Source organism: Streptomyces sp. NBC_00203, assembly GCF_045206325.1.
Lineage (GTDB): Bacteria > Actinomycetota > Actinomycetes > Streptomycetales > Streptomycetaceae > Streptomyces > Streptomyces lutosisoli.
The window spans coordinates 4,946,899-4,964,460 of record NZ_CP108126.1; the positions used below are offsets into that span (position 1 = coordinate 4,946,899).

At 69.4% G+C, this 17,562-nt stretch carries 18 protein-coding genes; 7 read left to right on the top strand and 11 right to left on the bottom strand.

Translation table 11 applies throughout. The features are described 5' to 3' along the window. Nucleotide 1 precedes the first annotated feature (1 nt). From OG975_RS22160 to OG975_RS22170, 3 genes are all read right to left on the bottom strand, one after another. Entirely contained in the window at nucleotides 2-565 is a 564-nt protein-coding gene (locus tag OG975_RS22160) for an HAD domain-containing protein (RefSeq protein ID WP_406331068.1), read from the bottom strand. Between the two features lie 32 nt (nucleotides 566-597). Continuing rightward, nucleotides 598-1,146 (bottom strand): GNAT family N-acetyltransferase, encoded by a 549-nt coding sequence (locus OG975_RS22165; protein ID WP_381259516.1) that lies wholly within the window; start codon nucleotides 1,144-1,146, stop codon nucleotides 598-600. A gap of 108 nt (nucleotides 1,147-1,254) precedes the next feature. Continuing rightward, the gene (locus tag OG975_RS22170) at nucleotides 1,255-2,025 is read right to left on the bottom strand and encodes an SDR family oxidoreductase (RefSeq protein WP_406331069.1); all 771 of its coding nucleotides are present in this window, start codon (nucleotides 2,023-2,025) and stop codon (nucleotides 1,255-1,257) included. A 106-nt stretch (nucleotides 2,026-2,131) separates the two neighbouring features. Between OG975_RS22170 and OG975_RS22175 the strand changes: the two genes are divergently transcribed. The 3 genes from OG975_RS22175 (at nucleotide 2,132) to OG975_RS22185 (ending at nucleotide 4,942) form a co-directional block, all read left to right on the top strand. Next, entirely contained in the window at nucleotides 2,132-3,019 is an 888-nt protein-coding gene (locus tag OG975_RS22175; protein ID WP_406331070.1) for a sigma-70 family RNA polymerase sigma factor, read from the top strand. 373 nt (nucleotides 3,020-3,392) lie between these two features. Continuing rightward, nucleotides 3,393-4,277 carry a nitroreductase/quinone reductase family protein gene (locus OG975_RS22180; RefSeq protein ID WP_406331071.1) on the top strand — a complete coding sequence of 295 codons (885 nt, stop codon included), beginning with the start codon at nucleotides 3,393-3,395 and terminating at the stop codon, nucleotides 4,275-4,277. After that, the gene (locus OG975_RS22185; protein WP_406331073.1) at nucleotides 4,244-4,942 is read left to right on the top strand and encodes an SDR family NAD(P)-dependent oxidoreductase; all 699 of its coding nucleotides are present in this window, start codon (nucleotides 4,244-4,246) and stop codon (nucleotides 4,940-4,942) included. The genes OG975_RS22180 and OG975_RS22185 overlap by 34 nt, the downstream gene beginning before the upstream one ends. A gap of 43 nt (nucleotides 4,943-4,985) precedes the next feature. Here the strand turns inward: OG975_RS22185 and OG975_RS22190 are convergent, their stop codons facing one another. Both OG975_RS22190 and OG975_RS22195 read right to left on the bottom strand, forming a co-directional pair. After that, entirely contained in the window at nucleotides 4,986-7,022 is a 2,037-nt protein-coding gene (locus OG975_RS22190; RefSeq protein ID WP_406331074.1) for a HelD family protein, read from the bottom strand. Between the two features lie 83 nt (nucleotides 7,023-7,105). After that, on the bottom strand, nucleotides 7,106-7,720 hold the full coding sequence (locus OG975_RS22195) for a TetR/AcrR family transcriptional regulator (RefSeq protein ID WP_406331076.1): 615 nt from the start codon (nucleotides 7,718-7,720) through the stop codon (nucleotides 7,106-7,108). A 106-nt stretch (nucleotides 7,721-7,826) separates the two neighbouring features. On the opposite strand from OG975_RS22195, the gene OG975_RS22200 reads away from it, so the two are divergent. Beyond that, nucleotides 7,827-8,798: a zinc-binding dehydrogenase gene (locus tag OG975_RS22200; RefSeq protein WP_406331077.1), complete on the top strand. Its 972-nt coding sequence runs from the start codon at nucleotides 7,827-7,829 to the stop codon at nucleotides 8,796-8,798. A gap of 19 nt (nucleotides 8,799-8,817) precedes the next feature. On the opposite strand, the gene OG975_RS22205 is transcribed toward OG975_RS22200, so the two are convergent. Together OG975_RS22205 and OG975_RS22210 are read right to left on the bottom strand one after the other, a co-directional pair. After that, on the bottom strand, nucleotides 8,818-11,043 hold the full coding sequence (locus OG975_RS22205) for an aminoglycoside phosphotransferase family protein (RefSeq protein WP_406331079.1): 2,226 nt from the start codon (nucleotides 11,041-11,043) through the stop codon (nucleotides 8,818-8,820). Between the two features lie 75 nt (nucleotides 11,044-11,118). Continuing rightward, nucleotides 11,119-12,177 carry a phosphotransferase gene (locus tag OG975_RS22210; protein WP_406331080.1) on the bottom strand — a complete coding sequence of 353 codons (1,059 nt, stop codon included), beginning with the start codon at nucleotides 12,175-12,177 and terminating at the stop codon, nucleotides 11,119-11,121. A 335-nt stretch (nucleotides 12,178-12,512) separates the two neighbouring features. Between OG975_RS22210 and OG975_RS22215 the strand changes: the two genes are divergently transcribed. After that, nucleotides 12,513-13,301: an HAD family hydrolase gene (locus tag OG975_RS22215; RefSeq protein ID WP_406331081.1), complete on the top strand. Its 789-nt coding sequence runs from the start codon at nucleotides 12,513-12,515 to the stop codon at nucleotides 13,299-13,301. Here the strand turns inward: OG975_RS22215 and OG975_RS22220 are convergent. After that, nucleotides 13,265-14,137 (bottom strand): GntR family transcriptional regulator, encoded by an 873-nt coding sequence (locus OG975_RS22220; RefSeq protein WP_406331082.1) that lies wholly within the window; start codon nucleotides 14,135-14,137, stop codon nucleotides 13,265-13,267. The two genes, OG975_RS22215 and OG975_RS22220, sit on opposite strands and share 37 nt — an antisense overlap. 181 nt (nucleotides 14,138-14,318) lie before the next feature. On the opposite strand from OG975_RS22220, the gene OG975_RS22225 reads away from it, so the two are divergent. Further along, on the top strand, nucleotides 14,319-14,507 hold the full coding sequence (locus OG975_RS22225; protein WP_406331083.1) for a hypothetical protein: 189 nt from the start codon (nucleotides 14,319-14,321) through the stop codon (nucleotides 14,505-14,507). Here the strand turns inward: OG975_RS22225 and OG975_RS22230 are convergent. Together OG975_RS22230 and OG975_RS22235 are read right to left on the bottom strand one after the other, a co-directional pair. Further along, nucleotides 14,498-15,286: an HAD family hydrolase gene (locus OG975_RS22230; protein WP_406331084.1), complete on the bottom strand. Its 789-nt coding sequence runs from the start codon at nucleotides 15,284-15,286 to the stop codon at nucleotides 14,498-14,500. The genes OG975_RS22225 and OG975_RS22230 overlap by 10 nt on opposite strands. Further along, nucleotides 15,235-16,125 carry a GntR family transcriptional regulator gene (locus tag OG975_RS22235; RefSeq protein ID WP_406331085.1) on the bottom strand — a complete coding sequence of 297 codons (891 nt, stop codon included), beginning with the start codon at nucleotides 16,123-16,125 and terminating at the stop codon, nucleotides 15,235-15,237. Before OG975_RS22235 ends, OG975_RS22230 begins: the two co-directional genes overlap by 52 nt. A 158-nt stretch (nucleotides 16,126-16,283) precedes the next feature. Here OG975_RS22235 and OG975_RS22240 point away from each other — a divergent pair, with 158 nt between their 5' ends. Beyond that, a complete protein-coding gene (locus OG975_RS22240) occupies nucleotides 16,284-16,472 on the top strand; it encodes a hypothetical protein (protein WP_327429795.1) in 189 nt (62 codons plus the stop codon). A 36-nt stretch (nucleotides 16,473-16,508) separates the two neighbouring features. Here OG975_RS22240 and OG975_RS22245 read toward each other — a convergent pair whose 3' ends face one another. After that, nucleotides 16,509-17,417 (bottom strand): winged helix-turn-helix domain-containing protein, encoded by a 909-nt coding sequence (locus OG975_RS22245; protein WP_406331086.1) that lies wholly within the window; start codon nucleotides 17,415-17,417, stop codon nucleotides 16,509-16,511. Nucleotides 17,418-17,562 lie beyond the last annotated feature (145 nt).

A 17,562-nucleotide genomic window follows, 5' to 3' on the forward strand; every position in this document is an offset into this window, starting at 1 on the left:
CTCAGAAATGAGTCAGCCACTCTTCGAGGGCGGCGAAGTTCGCGTCCGTGAGGCCGTGGCGGTGATCCACGCGGTGCAGCAGTGCTCGCCCCCGGTGGTGGGCGGCGACCCAGGTCCGGTCGGCGTCGGTGATCTCGTCGTCGACCCAGAGGAAGTCGCGGCCGGACGCCCAGTGGACGAGCGCGCGGGTCTTCCAGTGCGGCGCACCCCACTCGGCCTCGTCGGAGTCGGAGGGGTCCGGCCAGCTCACGAACGGCAGTTCCGGCAGGCCGAGCCACGGCGCGACGCACTCGTTCGCGTCAGCCATCCAGGTCGTGGCCCACACCAGATCGCACGGCAACGCCGCCAGTCGCGGGCCATGGGCCGGGTTGATCCTGGTCAGCAGTGGGTTCACCGCGGCCGGCTGTGGCCCGAGGCGTGTCCGGTGCATCGGGGACACCGGGGGTGCCAGGGGCGCCGGGTACGTCGGGTATCCGTCCGGGTACTGCTCCGGCCCTGCCCCGAACGGGATGAGTGGTCCGTCGACGTCGAGGAAGAGAAGTGGACGCGGCGCGTTTCCGTCCATATCCGCAGGATAGACGCGCTCTCTACGGCCCCTCAACCCCGGGACGTCCACTCCTCCCGGAGGAGTCCGAACTCCACGCCGTCGTACCACTCGTCGCCCACCCGTACGCTCTCCCGGCGCCGCCCCTCCTCCACGAACCCGACCGCGCGGAAGGCGCGCAGGGCACGCTCGTTGCCGCTCCAGGTGTCGAGTTCGACGCGGTGCAGTCGCAGGGCGCCGAAGAGGTGGTCCAGCAGGAGGCGGAGGGCCTCGGAGCCGTAGCCGCCGCCCCAGCGGTCGCGTTCGCCGATGGTGATACCGACCGTCGCCCGGCCTGCGAAGGAATCGAGGTCGCGGTAGTCGACCATGCCGATCGCGCGGCCGTCGGCCAGGTCCTCCACGGTGAACGTCTGCTGCGCGCGCGGGTCGTCGCGCAGCCGGACCTCGTGGAAGTGCGCCACCGCCTCCCGGGTGACGGGGCCGAAGAGCGGGTCACCGCCGGTGGCCCAGTGCACGACCTCGGGGTCGTTGCGCCAGCGCACCTGGGCGTCCACGTCGTCGGCGCGCAACGCCCTGAGCCGTACCAGCTTGCCTTCGATCATGCGGTGATCATATGGAGCAGTGCGTGGCGGGGTGGAGGGGTTTTCCGCCGCGCGAACGGCATTCGTGCGCAGGGCAAGCATGATCCGCCGGACAGACCCCAGGCAGCCCTAGCCCACCCGCTCCGCCAAGAAGTCCTCCCAGCTCCGCTTGCCGGTGTCCGCTCCGGCCAGCGACAGGTTGTCGCCCGCGCGGTAGGCACGTCCCGCCTTGCCGGGGATGCGGAGCGGCATCATCGGGCGGCGCTTGCCGCGGGCCTTGAGGTAGCCGCGGGCCAGGTCGTCCAGGCCGTACACCTGGGGTCCGGTGAGGTCGGGCACCAGGCCGGCCGGGCTGCCGAGGGTGAGTTCGGCGATGCGGGCCGCGACGTCGCGCGCGTCGACCGGCTGGAGGCGCAGCCCGCCGGGGACCGGGAAGACCGGCATCTTCGCCATCGTCTGCACCATCTTCAGCGTCAGTTCGTGGAACTGGGCGGCCCGCAGTGTCGTCCACGGCACCCCGGATTCCGCGATGGTCCGCTCGGCGTCCAGCTTCGACCTGAGCCAGGCCAGCGGGACGCGGTCCGCGCCGACGACCGAGATGTACACGAGGTGCCGTACGCCCGCGGTCCGCGCGGCCCGCACCAGATTACGGGTCGCGATGTCGTCGCCCTTGGGGCCGCCCGCGAGGTGCAGGACGGTGTCGACGCCGGTCAGCGCGGCGTCGATGCCCTCGCCCTTCAACAGGTCGACGGCCACGTACTCGACGCCGTCGGCGGCCTCGCGGGCGTGCCGGCTCAGCACCCGTACGTCGCGGCCGGCCTCGCGCAGCAGCGGGACGGCGAGGCTTCCCAGCGTGCCGGTGCCGCCGGTGACCAGGACGGTTGCGGGGGTGGAGGTCATGGCTGCTCCCAGGTTCGTGAGGACGGGAGGTTCGAAATCCCTGTCCCCTCAGCGGGTTCTCGGTGTTCTATTCCTCTGACACCCCGCGCGGAAGGAATGTGACACGGTGGGCGAGAGCGCATGGCTGGCAGAGCGTTTCGAGGAGCACCGGACGCATCTGCGGGCGGTGGCTTACCGGATGCTCGGCTCGGTGAGCGAGGCCGATGACGCGCTCCAGGAAGCCTGGTTGCGCGCCAGCCGTGCCGACACCGACGACGTCGAGAACATCGCCGGGTGGCTGACGACGGTCGTGGCGCGGGTGTGCCTGAACCTGCTGCGCACGCGCGAGCGGCAGCGCGAGGAACCTCTCGACGTACGGCTCACCGACCCGGCCGTCGCCCCGGAGGACGGCGGCGACCCGGAAGAGGAAGCCGTGCTGGCCGACTCCGTCGGCGTGGCGCTGCTCGTCGTCCTCGACACGCTCTCCCCCGCGGAACGGCTCGCCTTCGTCCTGCACGACATGTTCGCCGTGCCCTTCGACGACATCGGCCCGATGCTCGAACGCTCACCCGCCGCCGTACGGCAGCTCGCGAGCCGCGCCCGGCGCCGGGTCAAGGGAGCCTCCCCGCTGCCCGAGGCCGATCTGACCCGCCGGCGCCGCGTCGTCGACGCCTTCCTCGCCGCGACCCGCGGCGGCGACTTCGAGGCTCTGGTCGCCCTCCTCCACCCGGACGTCGTCCTGCACGCCGACACGTTCGTCATCCCCACCCCGGAACCGGTCGTCGTCAGCGGCGCGATCACCGTCGCCAAGGGCGCGATGGCCGCCACCGGCCGCGCCCACTTCACCGGCCCCGCCCTCCTCGACGGAACGGTCGGCCTGGCCATGGCCCCCCTCGGCCGCCTCCGCCTGGTCCTGACCTTCACGCTCACGGACGACGACCTGATCACCGGAATCGACGTCATCGCCGACCCGGACCGCCTCGGCGAACTGGAAGTCGCCGCCCTGGATGCCTGAAAACATGCGCGAAATCGCTTGGACATGCCCGGGCATGGAATAGCCCATTGCATTATGGCCGCACCCGGCATTAGCGTGACTCCCATGACTGCCGGGTCGGCCTTGTGCCGTGAGCGAGTTGGTTGCCCGGCCTCCGAGTGAGGCCGGGGCGGGGTAGAGCCCCGCCTGCGCTTTCTTCGTACGACGTCTTCGTACGACATCTTCGTACGCCTTCCTTGTGCGCACCCCCTGTTGGGGACGGAGCGCGCCTTCAAGCACCACATTCCGCACCGCGGGCTGCGATCAAGCCATATGCGCGCCGCATGCAAGCCGCATGCACGCCGCATTCGCCCCGCGGCAATTCCTCCTGCCCGAAAACAAAAGAAAGCAGCGAATGCCCAACCCCTTCAATCAGCAGGTCATCGATGAATTCCGCGCCAACAACGGACGCGTCGGCGGTTATTTCGAAGGAGCCCGGCTGCTCCTGCTGACCACCACCGGCGCGCGGACGGGAACCCCGCACACGACCCCCGTCGGCTTCTACCCCGACGGCGGCGAGCGCGTGCTCGTCATCGCGTCGGCCGGGGGCGCGCCCCAGCACCCCGACTGGTTCCACAACCTCCTCACGAACCCCCGGCTGACCGTCGAGGACGGTGTCTTCACCTACGAGGCGGAGGCCGTCGTGCTCGAAGGCGCCGAACGCGACGCCGTCTTCGCCCGCGCGGTGGAGGCCGACCCGGGGTGGGCGGAGTACCAGGCGAAGACGGCCCGTGTCATCCCCGTCGTCGCCCTGCACGCGATCCCGAAGGACGGCCCGCCGAACGTCAACGCGGGCTCCATGGCCGACGCCCTGAAGGTCGTCCACGACGCCTTCCGGCGTGAACTCGCCCTGGTGCGCAAGGAGGTCGCGGAGCAGGGGCCGGCCCTCGGCGCCCAGCTCCGCGTCAACTGCCTCACCCTCTGCCAGGGCCTCCACAACCACCACACCGGCGAGGAGCTCGGCATCTTCCCGTTCCTCGCCGGCCGCCATCCCGAACTCGCCCCGGCCCTGGACCGCCTGCGCCAGGAACACGAACGGATCGCCGCCCTCCTCGAAGAGCTCCGCCGGGTTGTCGCTACCGAGGACGCGGCCCCCGGCGACGTACTCTCCGAGGTGGAACGCCTGACCGCCGAGCTCGAAGCCCATCTGACGTACGAGGAAGAGCAGTTGATCCCACTCCTGACCCCAGCGACAGCACCGGCGGCATGGACGGACCCGGCAGCCGGGGCCGTCGAATGATCGCCCTCGTCACCGGCGCCAACCGCGGTATCGGCCACGAAGTCGCCCGGCAGCTGGCCGCCGCGGGGCACACCGTGTACGTCACAGCGCGTTCCGCCGAGGCGGCCAGGGCGGCGGCCGAGGACGTCGGGCCGAACGCCCGCCCCCTGCGCCTCGACGTCACCTCCCCGGCCGACATCGACGCGGCAGCCCGGGACCTCACCGCCCTCGACGTCCTGATCAACAACGCGGCGATCACGTACGACACCTGGCAACGCGCCACCACCGCCGACCTGGACGTCGTACGCGAGGCGGCGGAGACGAATCTGTACGGCCCCTGGCGGCTGACCCAGGCACTGCTCCCCCTTCTCCGTGCCGGCGCACACTCGCGCATCGTGAACGTCTCCAGCGAGGCGGCGTCCCTGGCGAGCATGGGCGGCGGCACCCCGGCGTACTCCGCGACCAAGACGGCCCTCAACGCCCTCACCCGCATGCTCGCCGCCGAGCTGCGCGCCGACGGAGTCCTGGTGAACGCCGTCTGCCCGGGCTGGGTCGCCACGGACATGGGCGGCCCCGGCGGCCGGCCGGTCGAGGAGGGTGCCGCGAGCGTCGTGTGGGCGGCCACGCTCCCGGACGACGGCCCCACCGGCGGCTTCTTCCGCGACGGCGCGCCGATCCCCTGGTGACGGGTGACAGGTAACCGGCCAGTAGCTGGTAGCTACTGGTAACTCACCAGGGAAGCGGGCGTGAGTGCACCACGTCCAGCCGGGACACCGCCCGCGTCAGCACCACGTACAGCCGGTGCAGCCCCCGTGCCTCCGCCTCCGCGACGGCCGCCGGTTCGACGGCCACGACATGGTCGTATTCGAGTCCCTTGGCGAGGGCGGCGGGCAACACCGCGACGCGCGCGCCCAGTTCGTCGGGGCCCGCCGCCGCGATCCCCGCGGCGCCGAGTGCCTCCCGTACGCGGACGACATCCGCGTCGGCGGCGATCACTCCGATGGAGCCCTCGTGCGTGAGCGCGTCGCGCACGGCGGAGACGGTCTCGGGCAGGACGTCGGACACCGCTCGGATCCTCAACTCGCCGTCCCGACGGAGGGATTGAGCGGGCGGCACCGCCACATCCAGCCGGGCCAGCAGCCGGTTGGCGAGTTCCACGACGGCACCGGGCACCCGGAAGCCGGTCGTCAGCGGTACGACCGCGGCGTCCGGCTTCCCCAGGTGGCCGAGGAGGTCGCCCCATTCCCGCGCCGCCCACGGCGTCGTGCCCTGCGCGAGGTCGCCGAGCACCGTCAGCGATCCGAACGACGCCCGCCGTGCGATCGCCCGGCACTCCATCGGCGACAGGTCCTGGGCCTCGTCGATGACCAAGTGCCCGTATCCCTCGGGGTGTTCGACGAGCCCGGCGACCTCGTCGAGCAGGACGAGATCGGCTGCGGACCACCGCGCCGACTTCCACGAACGCGGCGGCTTCGCCCACAGGATCGCCTTCTGCTCGTCCGCGTCCAGGACCCCGTCCGCCGCCGCGGCGAGCGCGTCGGGGTCGGTGAGCAACCCGGCGACGAGCTCCTCCGCACGCACCTTGGGCCACACCGCTTCGACGTACGCGCCGACCGGCCGGGCCCGCGAGATCTTCTGGAGCCAGGCGTTCGTGCACGGCCAGGCGCGCCGTTCGGCCTGCTCCTGTATGTACCGCACGGCCCGCGTCCGCACCCGCTCGCGCCCGACGGCGTACGGGGGTTCCTCGGCGCGTACGTCGTCCACGATGCGACGGAGTACGCCGACGGGGACCCGCCAGCAGTACGAACCGTCCGGTACGGCGAGGGAGTCGGCGGGCGTGCCGATGTTCCCGTACAGAGCCCGGCGCAGCACCTCCGCCATCCGGGGGTCGTGCTTGACGACGGCCGCACGCTCGTCGTCCTCCGCCGTCACCGGGTGCCGGGCGATCTCGTCCCCGATCGTCGACTGCCGTACGCCTGTCTCGCCGAGGGCGGGCAGGACCTCCGAGATGTACGAGAGGAACGTGCGGTTGGGGCCGAGGATGAGCAGTCCGCGGCGGCGGATGCGCTGCGGGTGGGTATAGAGGAGGTACGCGGCCCGGTGCAGGCCCACGGCGGTCTTGCCGGTGCCTGGGGCGCCCTGCACACAGACCGAGGCCGCGAGATCACCTCGTACGAGATCGTCCTGTTCGGGCTGGATGGTGGCGGCGATGTCGCGCATGGGGCCGACCCGGGGGCGCTCGATCTCGCCCGCGAGGATGCGGCCGTCCGACTCCTGGCCCGTGCCGATGTGCTCGTCCTCCAGGCCCGTGAGGTCGGCGGAGTCGCCCTGGCTGCCGGGCGCCCAGCCGAAGCGGCGGCGGACGGCGACGCCCTGCGGTTCACGGGCGCTCGCCTGGTAGAAGGCGCGGGAGACGGGTGCGCGCCAGTCGACGACGAGGGGCGGCGCGGCGGGGTGCTCGGTGATCCTCAGCCGCCCGACGTGATAGCTCAGCCCGGCATGGTCACCGGCCGTCCTGGCATCGCGCCCGAAGTCCAGCCGGCCGAAGAACAACGGCCCTTGGGGCAGCTCACGCAGTTCCTTCGCATGGCTGCGCAGCCGGTACCCGAGCACTTCGGCGTCGGCACCGGAGGCGGAGACGTCTTCGCCGGTGACGACCTGTTCCTCGGCGCCGTCGACCATGGCGGCGAGGGCGGCGCGACAGGTGTCGTGGTAGTCGCGTTCGCGGGTGAGGGACTGGGCGAGGGCAGGGTCGGGGGACGTCATACCGCCCAAGATAACGGAATAACGTAACCGAGTTAAATTTTTTACCCAGTCACTATCAATGAGCGATCGCCATCGATGGGCGGTCAGGCGAGCCCGGGAAGCCCCCGCCCCAGTTGCTCGAACGCACGTTCGGCGGCGGCGACCGCGTCCCCGTAGACCTCGTCGACCCCTTCCCCCGCCGCGACCCTCCGCCAGTTCTCCTCGGCGAGGATGCGGCGTACGGCGATGATCTGCCCGGCGGCGAGCCGCGCGTCGAGGCCGCCGCCCAGGGCCTCGGCGAGGGCGGCCTCGGATCGCTCCAGGTGGGAGTACAGCCGCGCCACCAGCGACGGCGTCCCGTAGAGCAGCCGATAAAAGGCGCGGACGGCCGGATGGTCATTGAGCCCGGTGACGGGATCACGGCGCCGCAGCCCGTCCAGGAAGTGCGCACGGAGAGCGCCGATCACGGACTCACCCTCCGCACGGTCGGCGACCACCCGCGCGGCTTCGTCCTCATGGTCGCCGATCCGGTACAGGACCAGATCCTCCTTGGCCGGGAAGTACCGGAAGAGGGTCGGCTTGGAGATCTCGGCGGCGGCGGCGACCTCGGCGACGGACACGGCGTCGAAGCCCTTCTCCAGGAACAGCCCGATCGCCGTCTCGGAAACCGCCTGGTACCTGCGCTGCTTCTTGCGCTCGCGGAGCCCCATCTCACCCATGCCCCGAGCCTACGCATCCCTCCGGGCGGCCCTTGACCTCAACCGGGCTTGAGGTCGAAGACTGCGGGGACTGCGCAGGAATCGACCCGCTTCCCAGGAGTGACTGATGCGAGCAGTACAGGTGAAGGCGTTCGGCGGCCCCGAGGTCCTCGTCCCGGTGGAGGTCCCGGACCCGGTCCCGGCGCCCGGCGAGGTCCTGATCGACGTGGCGTACGCGGACACGATCTTCGTGGAGACGCAGGTGAGGTCGGGCTGGGGCCTCGACTACTTCCCGGTGACACCTCCGTACGTTCCCGGGGGCGGCGTATCGGGCGTGGTCAGCGCCCTCGGCCCGGACGTGCCCGCCGAGTGGCTGGGCCGCCGGGTCACCTCCTTCGTGGCGGGCAGCTACGTGGAGCGGGCCGTCGCCCCGGTCTCGGCTCTGAGCGTCGTGCCCGACTCCCTGGACCTCCTCCAGGCCGCGGCCCTGGTCCACGACGGCGTCACCGCCATCAGCCTCCTCGAACTGACCGCCGTCGGCCCCACCGACCGCGTCCTCGTCCTCGGTGCCTCCGGAGGCATGGGCACCCTGCTGATCCAACTGGCGCACGCGCGTGGCGCACGGGTCGTCGGGGTGGCCCGCGGAGAGGCGAAGATGGCTCTGGTGCGGGAGTTGGGCGCGGACGCGGTGGTCGACGCCACGGCCCCCGACTGGACGACAGCGGCCCGTACGGCACTTGGCGGCTCACCGGAGGCCGCGGACGTGGTCCTGGACGGGGTCGGCGGCCAACTCGGCGCCACCGCCTTCTCCTTGACGGCGGCCGGCGGTCGCTTCTCGGCCCACGGGGCACCGTCGGGCGGCTTCTCCCCCATCGACACCGCCGAGGCCACCCACCGCGGCATCAAGCTCTTCGGCATCACGGACGTCCAGTTCAGCCCGGCCGACCAGCGCCGCTTCACCTCCGCCGCGCTCACGGAGGCCGCGGCGGGGCGGCTGCGGCCCGTGATCGGTGAGGTGTTCGCGGTGGAGCGGGCGGGGGATGCGCATGCGGCTATTGAGGGGCGGGGGCTGGTGGGGAAGGTCGTCCTGAAAGTGTGATCCCGGCTCTTCCGCCCGGTCAGCCGCCGCCGTGGTCCCCGTGCGGCAACGCGCGCGCGAGATAGGGGTTCGCCGTCCGCAGTGGGGGCAGCCCCAGCGAGGCCATGGCGGTGTCCAGGGTCGTCCCGTACGAGTCCACGGCCCGGTTCACGTTGGGGGCGTCGAGGTCGGCGCGAGCGAGCAGCCGGTCCAGGTCCACATAGGCGGAGCGGACGATCTCCAGCCACCGGTAGACGTGCCAGTCCTCTTCCCAGGCTCTGGTGTACACAACGGGGAGCCTGTTCGCCCAGCGGCGGAACATGCGGACGCGGATCTCGGGCCGGGTGGGCGTGAGATGCATGTGCCGGACCAGGTCGTACAACGGGTCGCCGACCATCGCCCGCTCCCAGTCGATGAGGGTGAGCCCGAACCTGTCGTCGCGGCGCACGAGGTTCCAGGGGTTGAGGTCGCCATGCAACAGGGCCGGCTGCCGCGCTGTCACGTGGTGCCGGGACAGTATCTGGTGCAGCCGGTCGGGGTCGGGCAGCCCCAGTTGCCGTGCCGTTTGCAGCGACCCCTTGGGCAGCTTCCGGACCAGGTCCACCAGCTGTTCCGTCAGCCAGTCGCAGAAGCAGAACCCGAGGTCCGCTCCCAGCGGATCCAGTTCCAGGTAGTCGAGGTCGGTCAGCGCACAGAGCTGGTCCACGAGTCCGTCCGCTTCGTGCGGCAGGAGACCGTGCACCGGGTGATTGGGGGGATGGTCGCCGTCGAGCGGCCCGACGTAGGTGTGGATGGCGAACGGGTCACCCGCCCTGGAGCTCCCATAGAGGCTTTCGCCCAGTGCCAGCACGCGCGGCACCTGCACCGGCAGGCCTGAACGTTCGATGGCCCTGAGGACCGCGTGTTCGCTGAGGAAGCGGGACTCGGTGCGGCGGACCGACGCGAGCTTGCGGCGCACGACGACCGGGCCGCGGAATCCCCGGACGTGCACGACCGAGTTGACGTGCGCGGTGCCCTTGAGTACGCGTTCCGCCGGGACCACCGCCTCGGCGAGCAACGCGCCGAGCACTGCCGACCGGGGGAAATCGGGATGCTCGGGCATCCGGTCGTCCGGTCTCCAGTGCATGACCGGGACGGGACGGGCATCTCTTGCCGTGGTCCGGCCGCCGGCCTGCCGGCGCAGCAGGAGCCGCTCGATCTCGTCCTCGTCGGGCACATGAGGGAGCATCAGTGGTTCGGCGGCCACCACCAGCGCCCTGCGCACCTCCGCCGTCGCGGCGTCCAGGGTCTTCTGGTCGGGCGAGCCGTCCAGGGACTTCGCCGCGCGCATCACGTCGGGGAAGACGGACTGGGCGCGCTCGAAGGCTATGTAATGGCGTAGGTCCGTGGCCAGGCCTTTCACCGCCGCGGGCCGCACGGCCTCAACGCTGTCGACCCACGCGTGGATCACCTCGTCCCACTGGAAATCCGGATACCGCATACGGACCAGATGGGTGGCGAGATCGTGCAGGGGGTCGCCGTAGGTCGCGAGCTCCCAGTCGACGCAGATCAGCGGAGGGTCGATGCCGTAGGACACGATCACGTTGTCCCGGTGCAGGTCCGCGTGGAGCAGGCTGTACGGGCGGCGCGCCATGGCGGGAACCCGCCGGGCGAACTCCGTCATCGCGTCGCCGGACACGCCCAGAGCGGCGAACAGGCCACCGAACTCGGCCCAGTTGGGCCCACGGATCTGCCGGTCCGCGAGATGGGCGAGTGTCCGCAGAAACCCCTGGCTGTCCCGGGAGTCCTGTGGCCAGCAGCCGGGCAGTGACGGCAGATGCTCCTTGCCCACCCGCGACATCTGCGCGAGCAGCTCGGCCAGCGCTCTGACCAGCAGGCTGTCGAGCGGTTTGCCGTTCGGGCAGACGCTCTTGAGCGGTACGCCCTCCACATAGCTGTGGATGGCTGAACGCCCGCGCCTTGCCAGGCATCGCGGCACATGGGGCAGCACGCGCCCGATCCCGTCGAGGAGCTCGGCCTCGTCCCGCCAGGTCCTGATCACCACCGGCAGCGCCTCGAACCGCCGGATCCGCACGGTCACGGGGGTGCCCGCCTCCTGGCCGGGCAGCCGGTCCGCCATGCGCCTCGTCAGCGGATGCACGAAGTTCTGGTTGTGATGGCCCCCGCTCGCCGTCCCGTCCAGCAGCGCCGCGCGGACGAACGAGTCGTACGTGTCGTCGCCGGTGAAGTCCCGGAACAAGGCACGCGGGACAGGAGGTGCACCCACTGGCCGCTCCTCTGTGAGCGAATCCAACATCCAGGGACAACTTGGGTATCACAGATCGCCGTTGCACGGCGCACGTTACAACGCGCGCTCCGTACGGAACTCCTTGTGATCCTGATACCAGCGAACGAGTGACCCCGTGATCTGTCGCATGCCCGGCACTCTTTCGAGCCCCAACGGCTCCGCCGCGGCAGCCAGCACGCGCTGTATCTTGCCGCCCGCACGAGTGAGGAGACGTTCGTCGCCCACCGGCCCCGCGCCCAACGACAGGGACATCCGGATGACATCCGTGAACAGCGACTGGGCCCGCTTGTAGTCGAGCAGTCTGGGCAGATCCTCTTCCCATCCGGCCGAGCTTCCGGGGACGACACCCTCGACGGCGTCCCTCCAGTGCTGCGCCATCCTGCGTTCCTGGGGCCTCGGGTAACGCGTCAGGTAGAGGTGGGTGGCCAGGTCGTAGAGCGGATCACCGAGCATCGCCAGCTCCCAGTCGATCGTCCAGAGACGGTCGTCCCGGTCGACGACGAAGTTCTCGCGATGCAGATCGGCATGCAGGAGGCAGAACGGGCGTTCGGTCAGTCCCGACACATGTTTTCTGAGCCGTTTGAAGGCGTCACCGTCCACTCCGAGGGATCCGAACAGGACCTCGAAGGCACCCAGATTCTTCTGGTACACGCGCTCTTCGGTGAAGCAGATGAGCCGGTCCAGGAAGCCGGAGCTGTCGCCTTCGGTCGCGCGGTCCTGGGGTTCGCAGGTCCGTTCCACGGTGAGAACTTCAGGTCTTACGGCGACCAACTGCCGGAAGAGTTCGACGATTTGGTGGAAGAGAGAAGGGGCGATCGCACGACCGGACCCGTACCGCGCTCCCAGCGTCTCTCCCTCGATGAACCGCTGAAGACCGACGGGCCCCGCCTGGATCAGCTCGGGGATGCCCGTGATGTGTCCCTCAAGAGCGCGGAGCAGCTCCTCCTCCGAGGCGAAGCAACGCCGGTCGAACCACAGCAGGTTGGCGCGCGGTTCACGGCACTTCCAGCGGACCTGCTCAACCGTTTCGTCCCCACCGGGCAGCGGAAACACATAGGTCTCGTGGTGGTAGCCCTGGAGTGGTCCTTCGACCACGCTCGCGTTGCCACTCACCTCAACGGCTCGCTGCCGAGCCAAGGAAGCCGATTCGGACATTGCCCGTTCTCTCGCGTGAGACCGCACCAATGGTGAAGGAGGGGAGAACGGTACTCCCCAGCCGGTGAGCATCGTGCCAGAAGCGATTCCTCTGATCACCTCCGTCCCCTGCGTGAACGTATGAACGCCTGCTCGTGCGAAAGCGGAAGCTTGACGGAGCCGGCACGACTCACCCGCACGGATTCGGCACGAGACGCAGGCCAGGATTCGGCACGACACGCCTGCGCCGATTGGCCGGTGACGGCGTGTCGCACAATCGCGGCGTGCGGGTCCTCGTGGTCCACACTGTCGGGGTGAAAGCGAAGAGGCCCCTGTGGGGCAGACGCGGCGGACAGGACCTGAGGCGGCTCGTGCGCGACGCGGACGCGGTGCTCCTCGATTTCGACGGCCCTGTCTGTGACCTGTTCGGCGACGTGCCGACCGCGCACATCGCCGAGGAGATCAAGGTCATGGCGCGGCTCGAATGGGGCACTCTCGACCGGAAGGTCGAGGACTGCGACGACTCGCACGGGATCCTCCAACGACTCCGGGACATGCTGGACGGGGAGGCGCCGGCGGAGCGCGGCCGGGAGCCTCTGAACCTGGCAAACAACATCGTCACCGGGTATGAATACGCCGCCGTAAATTCCGCCGTTCAGGCCACGGATGTCGAGAACTTGCTGGACGCACTGCTCGACCTCGGCAAGCGCCTGGTCATCGTGAGCAACAACGCCGAAGACCCCATCTGGCAGTACCTCAAGCATGCGGGCCTGGAGTCGAAGTTCGTCGCGGTCCACGGCCGCGATCCGCACGAACCACGTCGGATGAAGCCCGATCCCGACGTGGTGCTCCGCGCACTGGAAGACCTGGACGGACTGGATCCCTCCCGGGCCCTGCTGGTGGGCGATCAGCTCACCGACCTGCGGGCGGCCAAGGCCGCGGGGGTCCACTTTCTCGGATACACCCAGGACAGGAAGCGCCGGCAGCAGATGAGGCGCAACAAGGCGGACGGGGTGGTCTCGTCACACGCTCCGGTCATCGCCGCGGCCCGGGAGCTCCTGGACGACTACTCCGAAAGAAGGGTCCACACCGAGTCGAAGTAGGTCTGCATGCTGTCGACGAAGAAGGAGCCCGGGGAGTCCGGGGCGGCGTCCCGCTCGTAGTGCATGAGATTGGCGCCGATCCCTTCGACGTCGACGGCGGTCAGCTCCTCGCCGTCGTCCAGGACGATCGGGCGCTCGACCACCTGGTACAGCCCGAACAGCGCCTCCGAGCTGTTGAGCAGATAGAACTTGAAGGTCGGCACCACCCGTGTGTGCCGGATCTCCAGGCTGACCTCCGGCACCAGCTTCTCGACCCTCAGTGAGTCAAGGACGTACCTCAGCGAGGACGCCGACCGGCGCGCGATGTCCCACACCCGCTCCACCGGGCGCCGGTCGGACGGATCGTCCTTGGACCGGGGGAAGGGCAGCTCGACTTCCTCGGAAGGCACCAGAACCCGTACGGCGACGCGCTGCGGTGCGCTCCCCGGGTCCGTACGTATGCGCTCCGCCTGCAACCGCACGTGGAGGTCGAGGGATTCGCCGGTCAGCGTGAAGACGTCCAGGCTGACCTCGGCCCGGCCGAAGGCCTTGCTGATGATCGGGCCGAGAGCCATGGGGCGGGGCTTCGCGCTCTGCAGGACCGCCGGCTGTATCCGCTGGGTCTTGACCACGCGGGATCCGCTGCCCTGCCGGGACTCGACCCAGCCCTCGCTCGCCAGGGTCTTCAGCACCCGCTGAACGGTGTCCCGGGAGACGTCGAACTCCTCGGCCAGGAGCCGCTGGGCCGGCAGCGAACTGCCCAGCGCGTACTGGCCGTTGACCATGCGGTTGCGCAGCTCGTCCAGGACACGCCGGAACTCCTTGCCACCCCCGTCACCGGTCCGCTCATCGCCCACATGCCGACCGTACCGCTTCCGACCGACAAGCAAACCAGTTTCAGTCAAATCGGAAGTCCACCTTGACTGCCAGTTAAGGGATCAGCCCAGTCGGGCAAACCAATTTCAAGTCAACCAGTCCAATTGGACGGTTGGTTGATCGAATCAGTGAAGTGTCCGTGAAGTGGACGGGGTGGGGGACATGGTCATCTTTCAGGTGGTGGGTGCGGCCGTCGAGTTCGGGATGGCTCAACTGGTGCAGACGGAGCTGGGGTTCGCGGGTCTGGTCCTGCTGACCCTGGCGCTGGTGGGCGTACGGGCGGGGCATCCGCGACTGGCCGGGTGGGCGGCGTTCCTCTTCGTCCTGCTCACCCTGCAGCTTCAGACCTGACCCCGGAGCACCCGCAGAACCGGCTCCAGCGACCCCACCACGTTCTCGGCTCCCGCGTCCCGCAGCAGCTTCTCCTTGTCCTCGTTACGCGCGTAGCCGAGGAACGGAACCCCGGCCTGCTGGGCGGCGCGGAAGTCCGAGGGGGCGTCCCCGATCATGAGAGCCGCCGGCGGGGCGGCACCCAGGGCGTTCAGGGCCCTGACGAGGCAGTGCGGGTCGGGCTTGAGGCGGTGCAGGTCCCGGGTGCGGCCGTAGATGTTGGGGGCGAAGCATTCGGCGAGGCCTCGGCTCTCGAGGTAGCGAGCGGCGGTGCGCGGGGAGTTGTTGGTCGCCACCGCGAGCCTGGCGCCGACGGCACTCCAGGTACGTATCAGCGGATCCGCGTACGGGGTGGGCCAGGCGGAAGGTGCCGCCTTGAGTTCCTGCTGGGTGAGCCGCTCCTCCAGTTCGGCCACGAGATCGCTGTGCGGATGCCGCCGGTCGACCGCGTAGAGGACCACCATCGGGTCGGGATGGACCCGCTCCTCCTCGGTCAGCAGCCCCCGCAGCCCCTGCCGCTCGAGCCAGTCGACCAGATCCCTGGCCACATCCTCCGCCGAGTGCCCCGCGAACAAACGGCAGATCGGCCCGTCGAAGTCGAAGAGCACGAAGCGGGCGCGGTTGATCACTTCCCGTAGGTTCTCTGTCTCTGTTGCCACCGAATCAGTCTGCGCCGTATCAGAAGTCACTAGGAGAGTGTCAGGTCCGTGGTGATGGTTTCCCAGAGGGCGTCGAACCACTTCTGGGATTCCTCCACGAAGGCGGCGTCCCGCTGGCCGGCTCGCTTCTCGAAGGAGAAGAGGAGGGACTCGGAGCCGAGGGTGTCGTACATGTCCAAGGTGATGTCCGAGTCTCCGTTCTCCACGGTCTCCTCGCGCCTGGTGATCATGTAGTACGCGATGAGCGCCTCCGAGCCGTTGAGCAGGTACAGCTTCACCGGCGGGGTGAACGGCAGGGCGCGGAAGGTCACTCGGACGTCGATGCCGTGCGAGGAGCGCAGGGAGTGGAGGTTGTGGCGCAGGACGTGGCCCTGGGCGTTGCGCTGCTTGAGCCAGCGCTGGTGGACGGGGTCGTCGTCGCCGCGGCCCTCCACCGGGACCGGGAACGCGAGGGTGATGTCCCGGGAGGGCAGCAGGATGCGGACGTCGATCGACTCGGGCCGGATCTTGCCGTCGTGGATCAGGCGGACCGGCTCGCTCAGGGCCAGCATCAGTGTCTCCGCGGTGAGGCAGGCGGCGTCCACGCGGACATGCGGCACGGAGAACGCCTCGGTGAGACGTGGCGCCAGCCCCACCATCGTCGGCTGCGGCTCGTCCCGCATGCGGGGAGCGTCGGCGATCCGCGGCGGGCTGCCCTTGCTGACGTTGGTCAGGAGACCGTCGCCCTGGAGGACGCCGAGGGCTTGACGGACCGTGCCGCGCTCGACGCCGAACTCCTCGGCCAACTCGGCCTGGGTGGGCAGCCGGTCGCCCGCCTTGAGGTCTCCCACGCGGATCCGCTCCCGCAGGACGTCGGCGATCTCCTGGTGTGAAAGCTTTCTGCTGCCGTTCACTGCCACGTTCTCCTGGGTCACGACCAAACGCTACAACTCTCATCCATCTATGGGGAGTTGTTTGAGAGTTGTTTATGACTAGTAGCCAAGTGGGGACAACTTAAGCATAGTTGGTTGCCAACTTGGCCAAGTTGGCGGAAGTTTTGCCTCCCCCTCTGAAGCAGTCTGAAACAGGAGGAACCACCATGCCCGCCATCGCCCTCCTCTCCGCCGTCTTCGTCGTCGGTTTCGAGCAGCTCGTCCAGTGGCACTACGGCCCGACAGGCATCGTCGGACTGCTGCTGCTCAGCATCGGCATCAAGGCCAAGAGCCCCACCTGCAGCTCCATCGGGGCGGTCGTGCTCGCCCTGATGATCGCCGGTCCAGCCCTGTGAGCTGCGAGGATCTCCGACCGGCAGGTCCGGGAGGCCTCAGCTCGTGAGCAGCAGCTCCGAGCTGATGGTCTCCCACAGTGCGTTGAACCACAGATGGGACTGCTCCACGAACGTCGTGTCCCGCAGCCCGGCGCCCTGGGTGAAAGGGAAGAGCATGGACTGGGTGCCCTGGACGTCGTACATCTCCAGGTACACATCGTCGATCTCCTCCTCGCGCTTGGTGAGGGTGTAGTAAGCGAAGAGAGCCTCGGCGCCGTTGAGCAGATACAGCTTCACGGGCGGGGTGAAGGGGAGCGCGCGGAAGGTGACGTTCACGTCGATGCCGTGCGTGGAGCGCAGGGCGAGCAGGTTGTGGCGCAGCACCTGGCCCTGGGCGTTGCGGTTGGCCAGCCAGTTGCGCTGGAGCCGGCCGTCCGCGGAAGCGTCGACGGGGGCCGGGAAGGCAAGGTCGATGTCGCCGCTGGGCAGCAGCACACGGACGTCCACCCTGGCCGGTTTTATTCGCCCCGCGTGAATCTGACGCAGCGGTTCGCCCATGGCGAGGGTCAGCGAGATCGACGTCAGACACAACGCGTCGATCTCCACATGGGGGGCCGCGAAGGCGGCCGCGATCCTCGCGCCGAGCGCCACCGTGGTGGGCTGCGGCGGGGCTTCGGGGCCGGTCAGAGCCCTGGCCAGATTGTCGGCGACGGTCGCTGGGCTCCCCCTGGACACATTCACGAGCAGATGCTCCGACTGCAGGATGCGCAACGCCTGGCGTACGGTGCCGCGCTCGACGCCGAACTCGTCCGCCAGCTTGCCTTGCGTGGGCATGCGCTGTCCCGGCCGCAGCTCACCGGACCTGATCCGGCTGCGCAGTACGTCAGCCACTTCGCGGTGTGACCTCTGGGGCCGTGGTGACCTGTTCCGCCCATTGACGGCGACGCGTTCCGGGTCCACGACCAAACACTACAACTTCCCGCCATCTTTGGGCAGTTGCTTGGTAGGTGGTTATGAGTCGACCCAACGCGGAGATAAGTAAGAGTGAGTTGGTCACCAACTTGAGCAACATGGTCAAACTTCCCGGAGGTTGGCCGCCAGAGTCGCCCTG

Excerpts from the sequence above, each read along its gene's own strand:
- OG975_RS22165 (WP_381259516.1), bottom strand. The coding sequence starts at position 1,146 with ATGATCGAAGGCAAGCTGGTACGGCTCAGGGCGTTGCGCGCCGACGAC.
- OG975_RS22180 (WP_406331071.1), top strand. The coding sequence starts at position 3,393 with ATGCCCAACCCCTTCAATCAGCAGGTCATCGATGAATTCCGCGCCAAC.
- OG975_RS22240 (WP_327429795.1), top strand. The coding sequence starts at position 16,284 with ATGCCCGCCATCGCCCTCCTCTCCGCCGTCTTCGTCGTCGGTTTCGAG.
- OG975_RS22200 (WP_406331077.1), top strand. The coding sequence starts at position 7,827 with ATGCGAGCAGTACAGGTGAAGGCGTTCGGCGGCCCCGAGGTCCTCGTC.
- OG975_RS22195 (WP_406331076.1), bottom strand. The coding sequence starts at position 7,720 with ATGGGTGAGATGGGGCTCCGCGAGCGCAAGAAGCAGCGCAGGTACCAG.
- OG975_RS22190 (WP_406331074.1), bottom strand. The coding sequence starts at position 7,022 with ATGACGTCCCCCGACCCTGCCCTCGCCCAGTCCCTCACCCGCGAACGC.
- OG975_RS22160 (WP_406331068.1), bottom strand. The coding sequence starts at position 565 with ATGGACGGAAACGCGCCGCGTCCACTTCTCTTCCTCGACGTCGACGGA.
- OG975_RS22225 (WP_406331083.1), top strand. The coding sequence starts at position 14,319 with ATGGTCATCTTTCAGGTGGTGGGTGCGGCCGTCGAGTTCGGGATGGCT.
- OG975_RS22170 (WP_406331069.1), bottom strand. The coding sequence starts at position 2,025 with ATGACCTCCACCCCCGCAACCGTCCTGGTCACCGGCGGCACCGGCACG.
- OG975_RS22185 (WP_406331073.1), top strand. The coding sequence starts at position 4,244 with ATGGACGGACCCGGCAGCCGGGGCCGTCGAATGATCGCCCTCGTCACC.